We start from the raw sequence: 19116 nt of genomic DNA on the forward strand, positions 1-19116 counted from the left end.
CGATCACCTGTCTCCGCGGGAGGAAGCCCGCCGTTCGGCCGCCTGCCGGCGCCGGCTCTGGGACTGACGACGGTTCTCTGCGCGCTGCCGGGCGCCTGGCGCGACGGCCTGCGGCCCGGTCCGCCCGCCGCCGAGGTAGGCGGCGAGCGATCCGATGGTGGGGTGCTGGAAGAGTTCGACCATGGTCAGCTCGTGGCCGAGGCCGGCGGCCAGGCCGGCGCGGAATTCCGCCATCAGCAGCGAATGGCCGCCCAGGTCGAAGAAGTTGTCGCGCACACCGACGCGTTCGACGCCCAGCAGGCCGCGCCACATCCCGGCGAGCGCGTGCTCCAGGCCGTCGGCGGGCGCCACGAACCGGGTCCGCAGATCGGGCCGGTCGCCCTGCGGCAGGGGCAGCGCCTTGCGGTCGGTCTTGCCGCTGGGAGTGAGCGGCAGCGCGTCCAGCGCGGTGAAGGAGGCCGGCACCATGTACTCCGGCAGGTGCGCGCGCAGGTGCGCGGCGAGGTCGCCGGCGGCGGGCGCGACGGGTCCCGCGGCGGTCGTGTAGGCGGCCAGGCGCACGTCGCCGGGAGCGTGCTCGCGGGCGACGACGACCGCTTCGCGCACGTCCTGGTGCCGGGTCAGCACCGCCTCGATCTCGCCGAGTTCGATGCGCAGGCCGCGCAGCTTGACCTGGTGGTCGAGCCGGCCGAGGAATTCCAGGGCGCCGTCGTCGCGGAAGCGGGCGAGGTCGCCGGTGCGGTAGAGGCGGGCGCCGGGCACGAAGGGGTCCTCGATGAAGCGTTCCGCGGTCAGGCCGGGGCGGCCGAGGTAGCCGCGGGCCAGGCCGCGCCCGCCGATGTGGAGTTCGCCGGGGACGCCCGCGGGGACGGGCCGGCCGTGCCGGTCCAGGACGTACATCCGGGTGTTGGCGATGGGCCGGCCGATGGGCACCTGCCGCCCGCCCGGTTCCGGCCGGCAGTGCCACGCGGTGACGTCGATGGCGGCCTCGGTGGGTCCGTACAGATTGTGCAGCTGCGCCGGGTAGAGCTCCAGGAAGCGGTCCTGGAGGGCGCGCGGCAGTTCCTCGCCGCTGCAGAAGACCCGGCGCAGACCGGTGGACATCCGCGGCGGCTCCTGGAGGTAGAGCTGGAGCATCGACGGGACGAAGTGCAGGGTCGTGATGCGCTCGGACTCGACGGTGGCGGCCAGGTAGCCGCTGTCGCGGTGGCCGCCGGGCCGGGCGAGGACGAGCGTCGCGCCGGCCATCAGCGGCCAGAAGAACTCCCACACCGACACGTCGAAGGAGAACGGCGTCTTCTGCAGGACGCGGTCGGTGCTGTCGAGCCGGTAGGCGTCCTGCATCCACAGCAGGCGGTTGCGCAGCGCCGCGTGCACATTCATGACGCCCTTGGGGCGGCCGGTGGAGCCGGAGGTGAAGATGACGTACGCCAGGTCCTCGCCGTCCACCGCCACCGCGGGGTCGCTGTCCGGCTCGGCGGCGAGCGCCGCCGCCAGGTCCTCCACGCGCAGCACCGGGCAGTCCACGGCCGGCAGCGCCCCCGCCGCCGGGCCGTGGGTGAGCAGCACCGGGGGCCGGGCGTCCCCGACGATCGCGGCCAGGCGCGCGGCCGGCAGTTCCGGGTCGAGCGGTACGTACGCGCCGCCGGCCTTGAGGGTCGCCAGCAGGGCGACGACCAGGTCGAAAGAGCGCTCCATGGCGACACCGACCAGGACGTCCCGGCCGACGCCGTGGCGGCGCAGCAGATGGGCGAGCCGGTTGGCGCGGCGGTTGAGCGCGTCGTAGCTCAGGCTCCGGCCGTCGTGGCGCACGGCCTCGGCCGCGGGCCGCAGCCGGGCCTGCTCCCCGATGTGCTCGTGCACGGGGCCGCTGCCCGGCCACTGCTTTCCTGTGTCGTTCCACTCGACAAGGACGCGGCGGCGCTCGGCGGCGTGCAGCAGGTCCAGCTCCGCCGTGGGCGCCTCGGGGCGGGCAACGACCTGTTCCGCCAGCCGCCTGAAGTGCCCGGCAAGCCGCACGACGGTCGCCTCGTCGAAGAGGTCGCGGTCGTACTCGAACCAGCCGGTCAGGCCGCCGTCGGCGTCGAATGCCTGGAGTTCCAGGTCGAAGCGGGCGCCCTCGCTCCTGACCGGGAGCCGGGTGAGGCGGGCGCCCGCCATGGCGAAGTGCGGTACGGGCTCGCGGCCGTAGCTGAAGCTGACCTGGTAGACCGGGGGGCGGCTGAGGTCGCGCGGAATGTTGAGGTCGGCGACGATCAGTTCGAACGGGACGTCCTGGTGGGCGTACGCGCCCAGGCACGCGTCCCGGACGCGGGTGAGGACCGGGACGAAGGACGGGTCGCCGCCCAGATCGGTCCTGATCGGCAGGGTGTTGACGAAGTAGCCGATGAGCGGCTCGATCTCGGCGCGCCCGCGCAGGGCGGTGGGCACGCCCACGACGATGTCGTCCTGGCCGCTGTAGCGCTGCAGCAGGATCTGGAAGACCGCCAGCAGCGCCATGTACGGGGTGGCGCCGTGCCGGCCGGCCAGCGCGGCCAGGTCGCCGATCAGGGCCGGGGGCAGGTCGATGGGCACGGAGGCGCCGTTGAAGCCCTGCACGGCGGGGCGGGGCCGGTCGGTGGGCAGGTCGAGAACGGCGGGCCCGCCCGCCAGATGGCCGCGCCAGTAGGCCAGGTCCTGCTCCCAGCCGCCCTCTTCCAGCTGCCGCTGCTGCCAGGCGGCGAAGTCGCCGTACTGGATGTCGGGTTCGGGCAGCGGCGAGGAGCGCCCGTCGGCGAACGCCTCGTACAGCTCGGACAGTTCTGACAGGAAGACGGCGGTGGACCAGCGGTCGGAGATCAGGTGGTGCATCGCCACGGCGAGCACCGACTCGTCCGGGCCCGTGCGCAGCAGCCGGACCCGCAGCAGGGGGCCGGTGCCGATGTCGAAGGGTTCGGCCAGCGCCTCGCCGATCCACCGCTGCCGGTCGGCCTCGGTGAACCCCGGCCCGCCGAGGTCGGTCTCCGGTACGTCCACGGCCATGCCGTGGCGGACGACCTGGACCGGTGCGCCCTCGCGCAGCTCGAACACGGTGCGCAGGGCCTCGTGGCGGCGCACGATCTCGGCGACGGCGGCGCGCAGCACCGCCGTGTCGAGGGGGCCTTCGACCCGGACCGCGCCGGGCACGATGTAGCCGGGGTTGCGCGGCCTGAGCTGTTCGAGGAACCAGGTGCCGCGTTGCAGGACCGACAGCGGGAAGACGTCCTCGGCCCGGGCGCCCCGGGCCAGCAGCTCCTCGAAGCGGGCCCGCTGCTCGGGCGTGAGGGCGGCCAGCCGCCGGTCCAGGTCGTCGGTCACTGCCGTCCCTCCGGACCGGCGGGCGACGCCGCCCGGCCCTCGCCGCGGGCGGTGATCTCGTCCAGGAGCTGCGCGGCGAGGTCGGCCGACCGCCGCACGCGGCGGATCGCGGCCGGCGCCGCTGGCGCCTGCGGCGCCCCCGCCTCGCCGCTGCCGGCGCCGCTGGACGGCAGTTCGCCGAGGACGCGCTCCGCGACGCTGCGGATGGTGGCGCCGCCGAGGAAGTCGGTGATCTGGAGGGTGACCAGCAGCCGGCTCTGGATGTCGTTGCGCAATTCCACGGCCATCAGCGAGTCCAGGCCGAAGGCGGTGAGCGGCTCGTCCAGGCCCACCTCGGTGGTGGCCGAGCCGAGCACGTCCTTGACACCGAGCACGAACTGCCCGGTCAGCGCGGCCAGCCGCTCCTGCTCGGGCAGCCGCAGCAGTTCCTCGGCGGTGCCGATCCGGCTCTGCCTGCGCCGGGAGCGCGAGGAGCGCCGGGCGGTCCGCCCGCCGCGGCCGGGCTCCCCGGCCCGGCTGCCGGGGTCCTCCTGGACGTCCTCGCCCTCGGGGGCGGCGGTGGCGGCGCCGTCCCAGGGCCGGGGCGGCTGCCAGCAGGGGACCGGCTCGAACGGGTAGCCGGGCAGCTGCGCCCTGGCGCGGGCGTAGTCCCGGTCGAAGCCGGCCCAGTCGATGGCGGCGCCCGCCGCGTACAGCTCGGCCACCGTCGACAGCATCACCTCCCAGTCGTCCTGCTTGGGGCGCAGGCTCGGCAGCAGCAGGTCGTCGTGGCCGGGTGGCAGGGCGTCGCTGATGACGCCCAGCAGGGTGGGAGCGGGGCCCACTTCGAGGAAGGTGCGGTAGCCCATGTCGCGCAGGGTGCGCACCCCGTCGGCCAGCCGCACGGTCTCCCGGACGTGCCGGGCCCAGTAGTCGGGGCCCGGCGCCTGGTCCCACGGCCACAGGGCGCCGCTGACATTGGAGACCAGCGGGATGCGGGGGGCGGTGAAGGCGATCTTCTCCGCGGCGCGGCGCAGCGGTTCGACCGCCGGGTCCATCAGCGGCGAGTGCCCGGCCGACGCGATGTGCAGCGGCCTGGCCTTGACACCGCGGGCCGCGAAGGCGGCGCACACGGACTCCACCAGGCCGCGGTCGCCGGAGACGGTCGTGGCGGCCGGGCCGTTGACCGCGGCGATGGCGATCAGGTCCCGGTGGGCGGCGATCTCGGCCGCTACGTCCTCCTCGGCGGCGAAGACCGCGGCCATGGTGCCGGGCCGCCCGTGGTCCTGGATGATCCGGGCGCGCTCCACCGAGAAGGCCAGCCCGTCCTCCAGCGACATCGCGCCCGCGACGCAGGCGGCGACGCATTCGCCCGCGCTGTGCCCGAGGACCGCCGCCGGGGTGATGCCCCAGGACTGCCACAGCCGGGCCATGGCGTATTCGACGGCGAAGGTGGCGGGCTGGGCGTAGGCCGTCTCGTTGATCTGCGTGTCCGCGGGGTCGTCGGGGAACAGCACGGACAGCAGCGGCCGCTCCAGCAGCGGTTCGAGGATCCGCGCGCACTCCTCGACCGCCTGCCGGAAGGTCGGCTGGGTGTCGTAGAGGCGGCGGGCCATGCCGGGGCGCTGGGCGCCCTGCCCGGTGAAGAGGAAGACGACCTCGGAGCTGCCCGCCTCGCCCTGGACGAGGCCGGGTCCGCTCTCGCCGCGCAGGAAGCCGGCGAGCTGCCCCGCGACCTCGCTCCGGGTGGCGCCGACGGCGGCCAGGCGGTGCCGGAAGTGGGAGCGGCCGGTGCCGGCCGACCAGCACAGGTCGGCCAGCGCGGTCCCGTCGCCGTCGGTGAGCCGGTCGGCGTAGCGGCGGGCGACCTCGGCGAGCGCGGTCTCGGTACGGGCCGACAGCGCCAGGACCGAGGCGGGCCTGCGGTCGTCCGGCGCGGGCGGCGCGGCCGGCGGCGCCTGCTCCAGGATGAGGTGCGCGTTGGTGCCGCTGAGGCCGAAGCCGCTCACGGCGGCGGCCCGCCTGCCGCCCTCGGGCTGCGGCCACGGGGTGCGGGCGGTGGGCACCTCGAAGGTGGTGCCGTCGAAGGAGATGTTGGCGTTCAGCTTGTCGAAGTGCAGGTTGGGCGGGATCTCGGCGTGCGACAGGCACAGGGCGGCCTTGATGAGCCCGGCGACGCCGGCCGCCGCCTCCAGGTGGCCGATGTTGGTCTTGACCGCGCCGAGGTAGACCGGGGCGCCGTGCTCGCGGCCGTAGACGTCGGCGAGGGCCTCGGCCTCGATGGGGTCGCCGAGCCGGGTGCCGGTGCCGTGGGTCTCGATGAAGCCGACCTGCTCGGGGCGTACCGAGGCCGCGGCAAGGGCGCGGCGGAAGACGTCGCGCTGCGCGGCGCCGTTGGGCGCGGTGATGCCCGCGCTGCGGCCGTCCTGGTTGACCGCGCCGCCGCGCACGACGGCCAGGACCCGGTCCTGGTCGCGCACGGCGTCCGAGAGCCGCTTGAGCACGACGACGCCGCAGCCCTCGCCGCGTACGTAGCCGTCCGCGGCATCGGAGAAGGCCATGGCCCGGCCCTGCCGGGACACCGAGCCGAACTGCGACTGCGAGATCATCAGCAGCGGGGACAGGACGACGTTGACACCGCCGGCCAGCGCCATGTCGCACTCCCCGGTGCGCAGGCTCTGGCACGCCTGGTGGACGGCCACCAGCGAGGACGAGCAGGCGGTGTCGACCGTGATGTTGGGGCCGCGCAGGTCGAGCAGGTAGGCGATACGGGCCGGGACGAAACTGAGGGCGGCGCCGGAGCTGGTGTAGGCGCTGACGTCGTCGGGGTGGCGGATCTGCGCGGTGATGTAGTCCCAGCTGGCCGCGCCCATGAACACCCCCGTGCGGCTGCCGGCCAGCGAGCCGGGGGCCTGCCCGGCGTCCTCCAGCGCCTCCCAGGCCACTTGCAGGCTCAGGCGCTGGTGCGGGTCCATCTGGAGCGCCTCGCGTCGGGAGATCCCGAAGAAGTCGTGGTCGAAGCGGTCCAGGCCGTCGAGGAAGGCGCCGGAACGGGTGTAGACCTTGCCGGGTCTGCCGGCCTCCTCGTCGTAGAAGGCGTCGTGGTCCCAGCGGTCGGCGGGGATGCCGCCCACGGCGTCGGTGCCCTCGGTGAGCATCCGCCAGTAGGTCGCGGTGTCGGTGACGCCGCCGGGGAAGCGGCAGCCCGCGCCGACGATGGCGACCGGCTCGAAGCGGGCCCGCTCGTGCTCCTCGACCTGCCGCTGCAGGCGCTCCATCGTCAGATAGGCGCGCTTCAGCGTGTCGGCCGACACCATGTCCGGTCCGGCTGACGTCATCGCTGACCCCTTTCGTCGATCTGCTGGGTCTTGGCCAGCAGCAGTGCTTCCAATTGCGCGGCGGACATCGAGTCGAGGTCCGGCGGGCCGTCCGCGGCGCCCCCGTCGTCCATGGCGGCGGGCGGGGCGCCGGCGGCGGGCAGCTCCTGGCCGCCCGCCGGCTGCGCCGCCCGGTCCGCCTCCAGCGGGATGTCCATGCGCTCGGCCAGATACGGGACCAGGGCGTCGACCGTCGGGAAGCGCCAGGTGACGGTCGAGGGCAGCTGGACGTGCAGGCTGGACTCCAGCGCCTTGCGCAGGTCCAGCGACAGCAGCGAGTCGAAGCCCATGCTGGTCAGGGGCGCACTGGTGTCGATCCTGGCGGCCTCCGCGCCCACCACCCGGCCGGCGACGGCCTTGCAGTGCTCGGTCAGCACGGCCCTGCGGCGGCGGCCCGGCTCGACGGCGAGCATCGCGCGGCGGACCTCGTCCAGGGGCCGCCGCTCGCCGCCCTCCGCCTCCTCGGAGCCGCCGAGCAGGGTACGCAGCAGGCTGCCGCCGGGGTGCCCGCGCAGCTTCGCGCGGTCCAGCGGCAGGACGCCGACCTGGGTCGCGGAGGAGCGCAGCAGCCGGTCGAGGGCCTCGATGCCCGACTCCGGGCTGATGCTCCCGATGCCGCGGGCGGCAAGGGCGCCGCCGCGGTCGGGCCGGGCCGCCAGGCCGATCCGCGCCCACGGCCCCCAGTTGATGCTGAGCGCGGGCAGTCCGAGCGAGCGCCGGTGGTGCGCGAGCGTGTCGAGGAAGGCGCTGGCGGCGGCGTAGTTGCCCTGGCTGGCGGAGCCGAGGACCGCGGCGGCGGAGGAGTACAGCACGAAGAAGTCCAGGTCCCGCCGCACGGTAGCGCGGTGCAGATGCCAGGCGGCGGCGGACTTGGGGCCCGCGACGGCGTGGAAGCGGTCCCGGTCCAGGCCGGTGAGCAGGCCGTCGTCCAGGACGCCCGCGGCGTGCACGATCCCGGCCAGCGGCGGCATGGTGGCGTCGATACGGGCCAGCAGCTCGTCCACGGCGCCGCGCCCCGACAGGTCGGCGCTGACCGTGGCGACCTCGGCGCGGGCACGCAGGACCGCGAGGGCCTGCTCCGCCTCCGCCGTCGGGGCGCTGCGCCCGGCCAGCACCAGGTGGCGGGCGCCCTGCCCGGCCAGGTAGCGGGCGGTCTCCAGGCCCAGCGCGCCGAGGCCGCCGGTGATCAGGTATGTACCGGACGGCCGTACGGGCGCGGAGTCCGGGGCGGTCCTGACCGGCTCGTGCGGGTCGGGGCACAGCACGAGTTTGCCGGTGTGCCGCGCCTTGGCCATCGCGGTGAAGGCGGCCGGGGCGTCGGCGTAACCGTAGGGGGTGACGGGCAGGGCGGTGAAATCGCCGCGCTCGAAGCCCTCGGTGACGGCGGCGAACAACTCGGCGACGGCCTGGGGCTGTTCGCGTATGGTGCGTTCCAGGTCGACCGCGAGGAAGGCGCGGCTGTCCTTGAAGAACTCCATGCCGATATGGCTGTTGTCGTAGATGTCGCGCTTGCCGATCTCCACGAACCGGCCGCCCGGCGCCAGCAGCCGCATGCTGCGGACCAGCGCCTCGCCGGAGGCGGAGTTGAGGACGGCGTCGACGCCGCGGCCCCCGGTGCGCTCCATGATCCGGTCGGCGAAGGCGAGGGTGCGGGAGTCCATGGGGTCCGCCACACCGAGGGTGCGCAGCAGTTCGCGCTTCTCGGGGGTGCCGGCGGTGGCGTACACCCGGGCGCCGCGGCGCCGGGCGACCTGGAGCGCGGCCAGTCCGACGCCGCCGGTCGCCGAGTGGATCAGGACGCTCTCGCCGGCGCGCAGCCGGGCCAGGTGCTCCAGGGCGTGGACGGCGGTGAGGAAGGCGATGGGGACGGCTGCGGCCTGCTCGTCGCCGAGCATCGGCGGCGCGTAGGCCACCAGGTGCTCGCTGACGGTGGTGTACGCCGCCAGCGCGCTGGGACCTGCGGCCATCACCCGGTCGCCCACCCGGTAGCGGGTCACACCCTCGCCGAGGGCGCTGATCCGGCCGGCGCACTCGGCGCCGAGCGGGACGACCCCTTCGGCCCCGGGATAGGCGCCGAGCGCCTTGAGCACATCGCTGAAGTTGAGCCCGGCGGCGCTGATCTCGATCTCGACCTCGCCCGGTCCCGGCGGCGTGCGGTGCCACCAGGTGGGCGCGACGCTGCCGAGGGCGCCGGGACGGGCGGCGAGGACGCGGTGGTTGCCGTCGCGCGCGGCGTCGAAGGGCCAGGCCGCCGGCTCCCGGTGGGCCCGGTCCGCCGGGGCCGACCAGGGCCGCAGGGCAGGCGTCAGCCGGGCGCCGGCGCGCAGGGCGACCTGGTCGTCGTCGCCGGAGCGCAGCAGTTCGGCCATTAGCAGGCCGGTCTCCCCGTCGGGCCTGCCCGGGTCCAGGTCCACGACGGTGGGCCGCAGTTCGGTGTGCTCCAGGCCGATCACCCGGGCCAGGCCCCACAGCGGCGACTGGCCGGCCGCGAGGGCGTCGCCGTCGCGCGCGGGCTGGGCGCCGCGGGTGAGCAGGACCAGCCGCGGGGCCGGGTCCTGTCCCGCGCGGGCCAGTTCCTGGACCAGGTGCAGGACGGGCACCGTGGCGGCGTCCTGCGCGGCGGGCAGCTGCTGCGGGGCGCCGTCCTCGGTGAGCGCGGTGTCCAGGGCCCAGGCGTGCACGATGCCGTCGGGGCGGATTCCGGCGGCGGCCAGGTCGGCGAGCAGCGCGGCGACGTCCTCGCGCCGCGCGGGGTCGATCAGGTAGTGGGCGGGGTGCGGGGTGCCGTAGGCCGCGCCCGCGGTGACGGTCACGCAGGTGCCGCCGCGGGCGCGCAGCTCGGTGACCAGCGCGTCGGCGGTGCCGCCGGCGTCGGCGAACACCAGCCAGGTGCCGGGCTGTACGCCGGCGGGGGAGTCCGCGGGGGCCTCCCGCCAGGCGATCTCGTGCAGGGCCTCGGCGAGCGGGTCGGCGGAGGTTCCGCCCTCCAGCAGCCGGAGCGCGATGCCCGTGACCTCGCCGACCGGTGCGCCGGACTCGTCGTAGAGCACGACGCTCGCGCCGGTGATCTCCTCGGCGCCGGCCTGCGGCGCGGTGACCGCGGCGTGCGCCCAGCGCGGCGCGGCCCGCTCGGTGAAGAGGGTGAAGCCGCCGATGCGCACCGGCAGATAGGTGCCGGTGACGGCGCCCTCCTCGGCCGTGTGCGGCGACAGCGCGGCCATGAGCGTCTGGAGCGCGCTGTCCAGTACGGCAGGGTGCACCGGGTGCTCGCCGCGGTCCGCGGTCAGCGCCGACCGGTCGCGCAGCCTGGCCAGGGCCTCGCCTGGCCCGTGCCACAGCTCCTCGACACCCTGGAAAGCCGGGCCGTACGCCAGCCCCGCCCGGTGCAGCGCGGCATAGTGGCCGTCCGCGTCGGCGGGAGCGGCGCACCGGTCCCGTACGGCGGACAGCGGTTCACCGCCGCCTTCGGGCGCGCCGCGGCGGAAGGCGCCGCGGGCGGCCTCGGCCCATTCGTCGTCGGCCGCGGCGCGGGTGAACAGCCGCAGCGAGCCGGTGTCGGCGGTCTCGGGGATGAGGACGAGCTGCACGGTGGTGTCCTCGGCGTGCTCCGGCACGACGGTCAGCCGGGTGAGGTGGACGTCGGCCAGCGCGGCCGGCCAGCCGAGGTGGTCGCGTGCCGCGGCGAGTGCCGCGTCCAGGACCAGCGCGCCGGGCAGGACGGGGCTGCCGCCGACCTGGTGGTCGGCCAGGTAGCCGAAGCCGTCGAGGTCGACCGGCGCGGACCAGTGGGCCGCGTACGGCGGCAGCGCGGACCGTACGGCGGAGCGCAGGACGGGGTGCCCGCGGTGCTCGGTCCTGTGCCGGGTGCGCTCGGTGAACCAGGCGCGGGTGCGCTGCCACGGGTAGGCGGGCAGATCGGCCATCGGACCCGCCGGGCCGTACACACGGGTCCAGTCGATCTGGTAGCCGGCGGTGTAGAGCCGGCCGAGTTCGCCGCGGACGGCGGCGCGGCCCGGCTGGTCGCGGCGCAGCGACGACACGGCGGCCGTGTGGCCGTACGACGACAGGCGCTCGGTGACGGCGTCGGTGAGCATCGGGTGCGGCGACATCTCCACGAAGACGTCGTGGCCGGACTCGGCGAGCGCGGTCACGGCGGTGTCGAACAGCACCGGTTGGGTGAGGTTGGACGCCCAGTATTCGGCGTCCAGCCGGTCGCCCTCGACGGGCCGTCCGGTCACGGTGGAGACCATGGGAATGGCGCCGGCGCGCGGCCGCAGGTCCGCCAGCAGCCGCCACAGCTCCTGCGCGACGGGCTCCATCAGCGGGCAGTGGGAGGCGAATTCGACCGACTCCAGGACCCGGCAGTAGACACCGTCGGCCTCCAGCGCCTTGGCGAGGGCCTCCAGGGCGGCGCTCTCACCGGAGAAGACGGTGGAGCCAGGGCTGTTGCTCGCCGCGACCCACACCGGCCCCGGGCGCCGCTCGGCGAGGATCTCGTGGGCCCGGTCCAGGGTCACACCGGCGACGGCCATCCGGCCTTTGCCGGTGGCGCTGTGCAGGGCGGAGCCGCGGTGCAGCGCGATGACGAGCGCGTCCTCCAGGGTGATCGCCCCGGACAGGTGCGCCGCGGCGACCTCGCCGACGCTGTGGCCGACGACGGCGGCCGGTTCGACGCCCCAGGAGCGCCACAAGGCGGCGAGCGCGACCTGCACGGCGGTCAGCGCGGGCTGCCCGACGGCGGTGTCCAGCAGCCGGGACCCGGCGGGCTCCGCGGTGAGCTGGCCGAGCAGCGACCAGTCGGTGTGCCGGCGCAGCAGCGCGTCGCAGCGCTCCACGACCGCGCGGAAGACCGGTTCCCCGTCGAGCAGGTCGGCGGCCAGCGGCCACCAGCGGGGACCCTGCCCGGAGAAGACGAACACCGGCGCGGGGCGCCAGCCCACCCGGCGGATTCCGCTGGACAGGCCGGCCGCCTCCTCGCCGCGGCCGAACGCCGCCAGCGCGGCGCGCAGCTCGTCCGCGGACGAGCCGGTGCAGGCCAGCCGGTGCTCGTGGTGGGTGCGGCGGACCGCGGCGGCGGCGGCGAAGTCGGCCAGGGACGTGCCGGGCGCGGCGAGTTTGTCGGCGTGGGCCGCCGCGAGGTCGCGCAGGGCCTGCTCGTCGCGGGCGGAGACGGCCAGTACGACGGCGCCGTCCGCGCCCTCCCGCCGGACCGCGGGAGCGGCAGCGGGCGGCTGCTCCAGCACCAGGTGGGCGTTGGTGCCGCCGAAGCCGAACGAGCTGACGCCCGCCAGGGCGGGGGCCTCGGCGCCGGCCGGCCACGGCTGGAGGGTGTCGGCGACCCGCAGCGCGAGGTCGCCGAAGGGGATGTGCGGGTTCGGCTCGCGGTAGTGCAGGGTCGCCGGCACGGTGCGGTGCCGCACCACCAGCGCGGCCTTGATCAGGCCGCCGATTCCCGCCGCGGCCTCCATGTGCCCCAGATTGGACTTCACCGAGCCGATCAGGCAGGGCCGTTCCGGCGCGCGGCCCTCGCCGAGGGCCGCGCCGAGCGCCTTGGCCTCGATCGGGTCGCCGAGGATCGTGCCGGTGCCGTGGGCCTCGACGTATCCGATGTCCGCGGCCCGCACCCCGGCCTTGCGGTGGGCGGCGCGCAGCACCGCCTCCTGGGCCTGCGGGTTGGGTGCCATCAGGCCGTTGCTCGCGCCGTCCTGGTTGACGGCGCCGCCGCGTATGACGGCGTGCACGGGATCGCCGTCGGCCAGCGCGCGGCTGAGCGGCTTGAGCACGACGACCCCGGCGCCCTCGGAGCGCACGTATCCGTCGGCCGCCGCGTCGAACGGCTTGCAGCGGCCGTCGGCTGACATCACCCCGGCCTTGCTGAAGTTGATGGCGAAGGCGGGGGAGAGCACCAGGTTGACCCCGCCGGCGAGCGCCAGGTCGCAGTCGCCCCGCTCCAGGCTCGCGCACGCCTGGAGGACCGCGACGAGCGAGGAGGAGCAGGCGGTGTCCACGGCCATGCTGGGGCCGCGCAGGTCCAGCAGGTACGACAGCCGGTTGGCGGCGATGCTCAGGGCGCTGCCGGTGCCGGTGTACGGGTCGATCGCGTCGAGGTCGCGCAACTGCCCCGTGGCGTAGTCGAAGGTGGAGATGCCGACGAAGACGCCGGTGGGGGAGCCGGCCAGCCGGTCGGTGGGCACCCCGGCGTTCTCCAGCGCCTCGAAGGCGACTTCGGCCAGCAGCCGCTGCTGGGGGTCCATGCGTGCGGCTTCCTGCTGCGCTATGCCGAAGAAGGCCGCGTCGAACCGGTCGACGCCGTCGAGGAAGCCGCCCCAGCGGCTGTTGGTGCGCCCGGCGGCGGCCGGGTCGTCCGAGGTGTACTGCTCGATGTCCCACCGGTCGGCGGGGACCTCGGTCACCGCGTCGCGGCCCTCGCTCAGCAGCCGCCAGAAGCTTTCGGGGCCGTCGACACCGCCGGGGAAGCGGCAGCCGATGCCGATGATCGCGACCGGCTCGGACGCGGCGGCAGCGGCGGGTGCGGCGGGCGGCTCCTGGGCGGGCCGGGCGGCGCTGCCGGCGGCCGGTACGGCGGGGGCCGCGGCCTGGGCGTTGCCGGCCAGGTGCTCGGCGAGTCTGGCCGGGGTGGGGTGCTCCCACACGATGGTGGCCTCCAGCGGCCGGCCGAGCCAGCGTTCGAGGTCGCCGACCATCGCGACCGTCTCCACCGACCGCAGCCCGTACCCGGCGAACGGCAGCGCGGGGTCGACGGCCTCGGCCCGGTTGCCGGTCGCGGCGGCCAGCGCCTCGCGCAGCCACCGCTCGATCCCGGCCGCGCCCGGGGCGGGCCGCGGGGTGCCGGGCGGAGCAGCCGCGACGGGCGGGGCCCCGGGCACCTCCCCGTCGGCCGCCGCGGGCACCTCCGCCGGGCCCGCCGCGCCGGTCCCGTCCGCCCGCCACAGGGCCAGCGGGTTCAGGGTCCCGCCGAGCACCGCGTCCAGGCAGGCCTGGCGCTGGAGCTTGCCGCTGGAGGTCTTCGGCACGGTCCCGGGCCTGGCCAGCGCCACGACGTACGCCTGCAGGCCGTGCTCGACCGCGATCTCGGCGCGGATCGCGGCGATGACCCGGTCGCGGTCCGCGGGCGAACGGCTGCCGCGGTATTCCTGGACGACGATCAGGCGCTCCTCGCCGCCGAGGTCGCGGACGCCCGCCACCCCGCAGCCGGACCGCAGGCCCTTGTCGGCACCCTCGACGGTGCGTTCGATGTCGTGCGGGTAGTGGTTGCGGCCCGCGACGATGATGACGTCCTTGATGCGGCCCGTGACGTAGATCTGGCCGCCGTCGGTGAAGCCCAGGTCGCCGGTGCGCAGGAACGGGCCCTCACCGCTGCCGGCGATACGGGCGCCGAAGGTCTCCGCGGTCTCCCGCTCGCGCCCCCAGTAGCCGTGGGCGACGCTCGGCCCCGCGACCCACAGCTCACCGACCCGGCCCTCGGGCAGCAGGGCGCGGGTGTCCGGGTCCACCGCGACGACCCGCTGGTCGTGCGGGGAGACGCCGCAGCTGAGCAGGGTCCGCGCGGCCTCGTCCGGGCCGGCGTCCTCGGCGGCTCCGGACAGCAGCCCGGCCGTCCGCAGCCTCCTGCTGACCGGTTCGGCCGCGGGGTCGCCGGTGGAGACCATCAGTGTGCCCTCGGCCAGCCCGTAGGAGGGGGCGTGCGTGGCGGGCCGGAAGCCGCAGTCGGCGAAGGCGCGGGAGAATCGCTCCAGGGTCAGCGGGCTGACCGGTTCCGCGCCGTTCGGCGCCACACGCCAGGTGCTCAGGTCGAGGGTGCGCCGCTCCTGCTCGGTCACTTTCTCGACGGCGAGGTCGTAGGCGAAGTTGGGGGCGGCGCTCGCGGTGCCGCCCGCCTCCGAGATCGCCCGCAGCCAGCGCAGCGGCCGTTTGAGGAAGGAGAACGGCGACATGAAGGTGACGGGGAAGCCGGCGTAGGCGGGGGTGAGCAGGCCCAGGATCAGGCCCATGTCGTGGAAGGGCGGCAGCCAGCTGACCATGTGCTGGGCGGGGTCGTCGTGGAAGAAGTCGCGGTACATCGCCGCGATGTTGTGCAGCAGGTTGCCGTGGCTGACCATCACGCCTTTGGGGCGGCTGGTCGATCCCGAGGTGTACTGGAGGAAGGCCAGGTCGTCGCGGACGGACCCGGGGTGGCGCCACTGGTCGGCTGCGGCGCTGTCGATGGCGTCGACCGTCAGCCAGGCGATGTCCCGCAGCGCCGGGGCCTGTTCGGCGAACCGGTCGGCCAGCGCGACGGTCCCGGCCGGCGCGAGGACCACCGCGGGCCTGGCGTCCTCGATGACTCCGGTCAGCCGCGGCAGGGTGCGCATCAGGAAGGCCGGGTCCGGCGGGTAGACGGGCACGGCGACGAGGCCCGCGTACAGGCAGCCGAAGAAGGAGGCCACGTAGTCCAGCCCGGCCGGGCACATGATCAGTGCCCGCTCCCCGGCGGCGAAGCGCTCCCTGAGCGCCGCGGCGATCGTGCGGGCCCGCAGGTCGAGCGCGGCGTTGGCCATGCCGTGCGGCTCGCCCTCGCCGTCCACCAGGAACCGGAAGACCCGTTGCTCCGGGTGCTCGCCGAAGACCGTACGGAAATGGTCGACAAGCGATTCGGAATCGCGGCCCAGCATCCGACCGTCCTCTCTGTGGGCGACACCTGCGCGCGCGTATCCGGCGGAACCAGACATGTCCTGGCGATTCCACCGTATTTCTGACGGCGGTATCCGGCCCTGGGCGCGGATTACCGCAAACCGTTCACGTACATCGGTTCGAATAACGGCGGGTACGGCCGGAAGAATTGCACCGCCCACGATTCACGGCGGGTGAGGGAAATCCGATCGGTGCACGGGACGGATTTCCCGAGTGATTCCCGCCATTGGCAAGTCAGCATCCACGACGCTCCGCGACCCGTCAAGAAACGAAGGGCGTACGGCGAGCGCCGCGACAGCGGTGGTTCCGGCGCCGCCGCGGCGCGGGTACGGGCGGCCCCCGGGCGGTGCCGGGCCGCTCCGCCGCGGACACCGCCTGTGGGCGCGGTGTTACCGGCGGCAACCGGCGAACGCGCGTAGATTGCCGGGGCGCGAAGTCGGCGACGCGTGCTTGACACCCGTGTCGGCCGGTCGGTATCAAGCCACAGGCACCCGGGAGGTGAGCCGGGGGAGCAGCGGGACCACGCCGGGCCAGGCCGTGGGCGCCCGGCTCTCCCAAGGGCCCGCCACCGGTCATTCACGGCCGCATGCGTGACCCGCATGTGCCTACGGGGGAGGGGAGGTTCCAGCCCGACGCCAAGCGAAGGAGTCTCTCTGCCGGGTCCTGAGCGACCGCCCCCGGGCCACACCCGGTGACGACGCTCACGTCAGTGCCACGAAAGGGCTACGTGTCCGAATTACCGACCGGTGACGAGTCGCGGATCACCCTCCACGAGCGACTCATCTCACGCCGGACCCAGTTACTCCCCATCTGCTCGTTATTGCCCGCCGACTCCCCGCGCCTGGCGGGCGAGGTCGAAGAACACGCGCGCACACTGGCCGAGTCGCAGGCGGCCCTGCCGCCCATCGTCGTCCACCGCTCCACGATGCGCGTGGTGGACGGCATGCACCGGCTGCGCGCGGCCACCCTGCGCGGCGACAAGCACATCGAAGTCAGGCTGGTGGAGGGCGCGGCGGAGGACGCCTTCGTACTCGCCGTCGAGCTCAACGCCGAGCACGGCCTGCCGCTGTCGCGGCAGGACCGCACGGCAGCCGCACTGCGCATCATCGAGAGCCATCCGCACTGGTCGGACCGCCGGATCGCCGCCGTGACCGGCCTGTCCCCCGGCGGGGTGGGCGCGCTGCGCAGCCGCGCCGATGCGCCGGTGGCCCAGCTGACCCTCAGAACCGGCCGGGACGGCCGCAACCGCCCGGTCAACGGCGCCGCCGGACGTATCGCGGCCAGCAGGGTCATCGCCGAGTCCCCCGGCGCCTCACTGCGGGAGATCGCCAGCAGAGCGGGAGTCGCCCTGGCCACCGCCCGCGACGTGCGCAACCGGATGCGGCTCGGGCAGGACCCGGTGCCGCCCAAGCTCCGGCCCGCCGGGAGCGGATATTCCGCCGGGTCCGGGCCGCGGGAGTCCGGCCTGCCGGTGCCCGCGCCGGCCCCGGTGATCTCCGGCAGCGTGCTGGCGCGGATGCGCCGGGATCCCAGCCTGCGCATGTCGCAGACCGGCCGGGCGCTGCTGCAACTGCTGGCGTCCCATCTGCTGACCGACGAGCAGCGGCAGGACCTGATCGCGGGCGTCCCCGCGCACCGCGCGGCCGATGTGGCCCACGCGGCCCGGCTGTGCGCCGACCGGTGGCTGCAGTTCGCCACCGACATCGAGGTGCGGCGCGCCCAGGACGGCGAGGCCGTACCGGAACGCGGGCGGGTCTCGTCGATGTCCTCGGGCGCCTGAACCGCTGTCCGTGCCGGTCCGCGGTACCCGGTCCGCCGGGCGCCACAGGACCGGCAGCGCCCCAGGCCCCTGACCGCCGCGGCAGGCGAGGACGACCGCGGCGGCCGGCGGCCGGCCCGTGTGCTCCTGCGGACCGGCCGCCGCCGCGTGCCGGCTAACCGGCCGTGCGTACACCGGCCCTGAAGCGGTTGATCGCCTGCTCGTGCCTGGCCCGCAGTTCCGGATCGCGCACCCCCAGGCCCTCGGCGGGCGCCAGGCACAGCACGCCGACCTTGCCCTGGTGGCGGTTGTGGTGCACGCCGTGGACGGCCTGCGCGGTGTCCTCCAGCGCGACGACCTCCGACAGCGTGGGATGCACACGGCCCTTGGCGATGAGCCGGTTGGCCGCCCACGCCTCCCGGTAGTTCGCGAAGTGCGTCCCGACGATCCGCTTCAGGCTCATCCACAGGTAGCGGTTGTCGTAGGTGTGCTGGAAGCCCGAGGTGGACGCGCAGCTGACGACCGTGCCGCCGCGCCGCGCCACGTACACACTGGCTCCGAAGGTCTCCCGGCCCGGGTGCTCGAAGACGATGTCCGGGTCCTCGCCCCCGGTCAGCTCCCTGATCCGGGCGCCGAACCGCCGCCACTCGCGCGGGTCCTGGGTGTGCTCGTCCTTCCAGAACCGGTAGCCCTCCGCGGCCCGGTCGATCACCAGCTCCGCGCCCATCCGGCGGCACACCTCCGCCTTCTGCGGGCTGGACACCACGCACACCGGCGTCGCCCCGCCGTTCAGCGCGAGCTGCGTGGCGTACGAGCCGAGGCCGCCGGACGCGCCCCAGATCAGCACGGTGTCGCCCTGCTTGAGGTGCGCGCCGTTCGCCGAGACCAGCTGGCGGTAGGCGGTGGAGTTCACCAGCCCCGAGGCGGCGGCCTCCTCCCAGCTGAGGTGGCCCGGCTTCGGCATCAGCTGGTTCGCCTTGACCAGCGCCAGCTCGGCCAGCCCGCCGAAGTTCGTCTCGAAGCCCCAGATCCGCTGCTCCGGGTCGAGCATGGTGTCCGCGTGCCCGTCGGGGTGGTGCAGCTCCACCGACAGGCAGTGCGCCACCACCTCGTCCCCCGGGCTCCACGCCGCCACGCCCTCGCCGCAGCGCAGCACCACCCCGGCCAGGTCGGAGCCCAGCACGTGGTAGGGCAGGTCGTGCCGCGCCGCCTGGGGCGAGGTCCTGCCGTACCGGGACAGGAACCCGAACGTCGGCAGCGGCTCGAAGATCGACGACCAGACCGTGTTGTGGTTGATCCCGCTGGCCATCACCGCCACCAGCACCTCGCCCGCCGCCGGTTCCGGCGTGGCCACCTCGTCCAGGTGCAGGGATCTGCGCGGATCCTTCTCCCGGCCCGGCAGTCCGTCGAACATCGCCACCTCGTCGGCGTGCAGGGTGACCCCCCGGTAGAACTCGGGCACCGGGAGGCTTCCCACCTCGCCCGGCTCGCCCGCGAGGATCGCATCGAGGATCTTCTGCATGTCTCCGGCCTCTTTCCGGCTTGGTCCGCGAACAGAACAGGACACGAGTAATAAGGGGTTTCCTGTGCGAGAAAGGCGATCGGGCCGCTCCTGGGTGTCCGTTTCGCCATCACCTTGCCGAATTGTGGGGGCAAGTGCGTGATTCATGCTGGCACCCGGCCGACAGGCGAGTCCAGCCACCCGGGGCCGACGTCCTGGCGTCAAAGGGTGTTCAACTGTCCGGCCCGGGCAGTTGAACGCCGGCCGACCCGCGGGAGCGTCTCCGCGGGTGCGGACGCACCATGGCGTACGCGCAATTTTTGCCTATCATTTGGGTCGTTCCGGCGTGCCGGGCAAAGCCCTGGAATTGGCAGCCGACGGTTTCGCCGAATGGAGCGGGCGCGTAGCTTTTGGGAAGAGTGTCGGAATCGTGAATTCCGCGCTAATCGCCGTGTGGCAAGCGCCCGGGAACT

Annotated in this window: 5 protein-coding genes; 1 reads left to right on the plus strand and 4 read right to left on the minus strand. The window is 74.7% G+C overall.

The features are described from left to right. Positions 1 to 3 precede the first annotated feature (3 nt). The 3 genes from V7E46_RS08050 to V7E46_RS08060 are packed head-to-tail and all read right to left on the minus strand — an operon-like array spanning position 4 to position 15364. On the minus strand, positions 4 to 3336 hold the full coding sequence (locus tag V7E46_RS08050) for a non-ribosomal peptide synthetase (protein WP_333767769.1): 3333 nt from the start codon (positions 3334 to 3336) through the stop codon (positions 4 to 6). Further along, complete coding sequence (locus tag V7E46_RS08055) at positions 3333 to 6653, minus strand: type I polyketide synthase (protein ID WP_333767770.1); 3321 nt, start codon at positions 6651 to 6653, stop codon at positions 3333 to 3335. Before V7E46_RS08055 ends, V7E46_RS08050 begins: the two co-directional genes overlap by 4 nt. Then, a complete protein-coding gene (locus V7E46_RS08060; protein WP_333767771.1) occupies positions 6650 to 15364 on the minus strand; it encodes an SDR family NAD(P)-dependent oxidoreductase in 8715 nt (2904 codons plus the stop codon). Before V7E46_RS08060 ends, V7E46_RS08055 begins: the two co-directional genes overlap by 4 nt. A gap of 746 nt (positions 15365 to 16110) precedes the next feature. Here V7E46_RS08060 and V7E46_RS08065 point away from each other — a divergent pair. Next, positions 16111 to 17163: a ParB/RepB/Spo0J family partition protein gene (locus V7E46_RS08065; protein ID WP_333767772.1), complete on the plus strand. Its 1053-nt coding sequence runs from the start codon at positions 16111 to 16113 to the stop codon at positions 17161 to 17163. 154 nt (positions 17164 to 17317) lie between these two features. On the opposite strand, the gene ccrA is transcribed toward V7E46_RS08065, so the two are convergent. Continuing rightward, a complete protein-coding gene (gene ccrA / locus V7E46_RS08070) occupies positions 17318 to 18664 on the minus strand; it encodes a crotonyl-CoA carboxylase/reductase (RefSeq protein ID WP_333767773.1) in 1347 nt (448 codons plus the stop codon). Positions 18665 to 19116 lie beyond the last annotated feature (452 nt).

This window comes from Streptomyces sp. IBSBF 2435 (genome assembly GCF_036815005.1).
Taxonomy (GTDB): Bacteria; Actinomycetota; Actinomycetes; order Streptomycetales; family Streptomycetaceae; genus Actinacidiphila.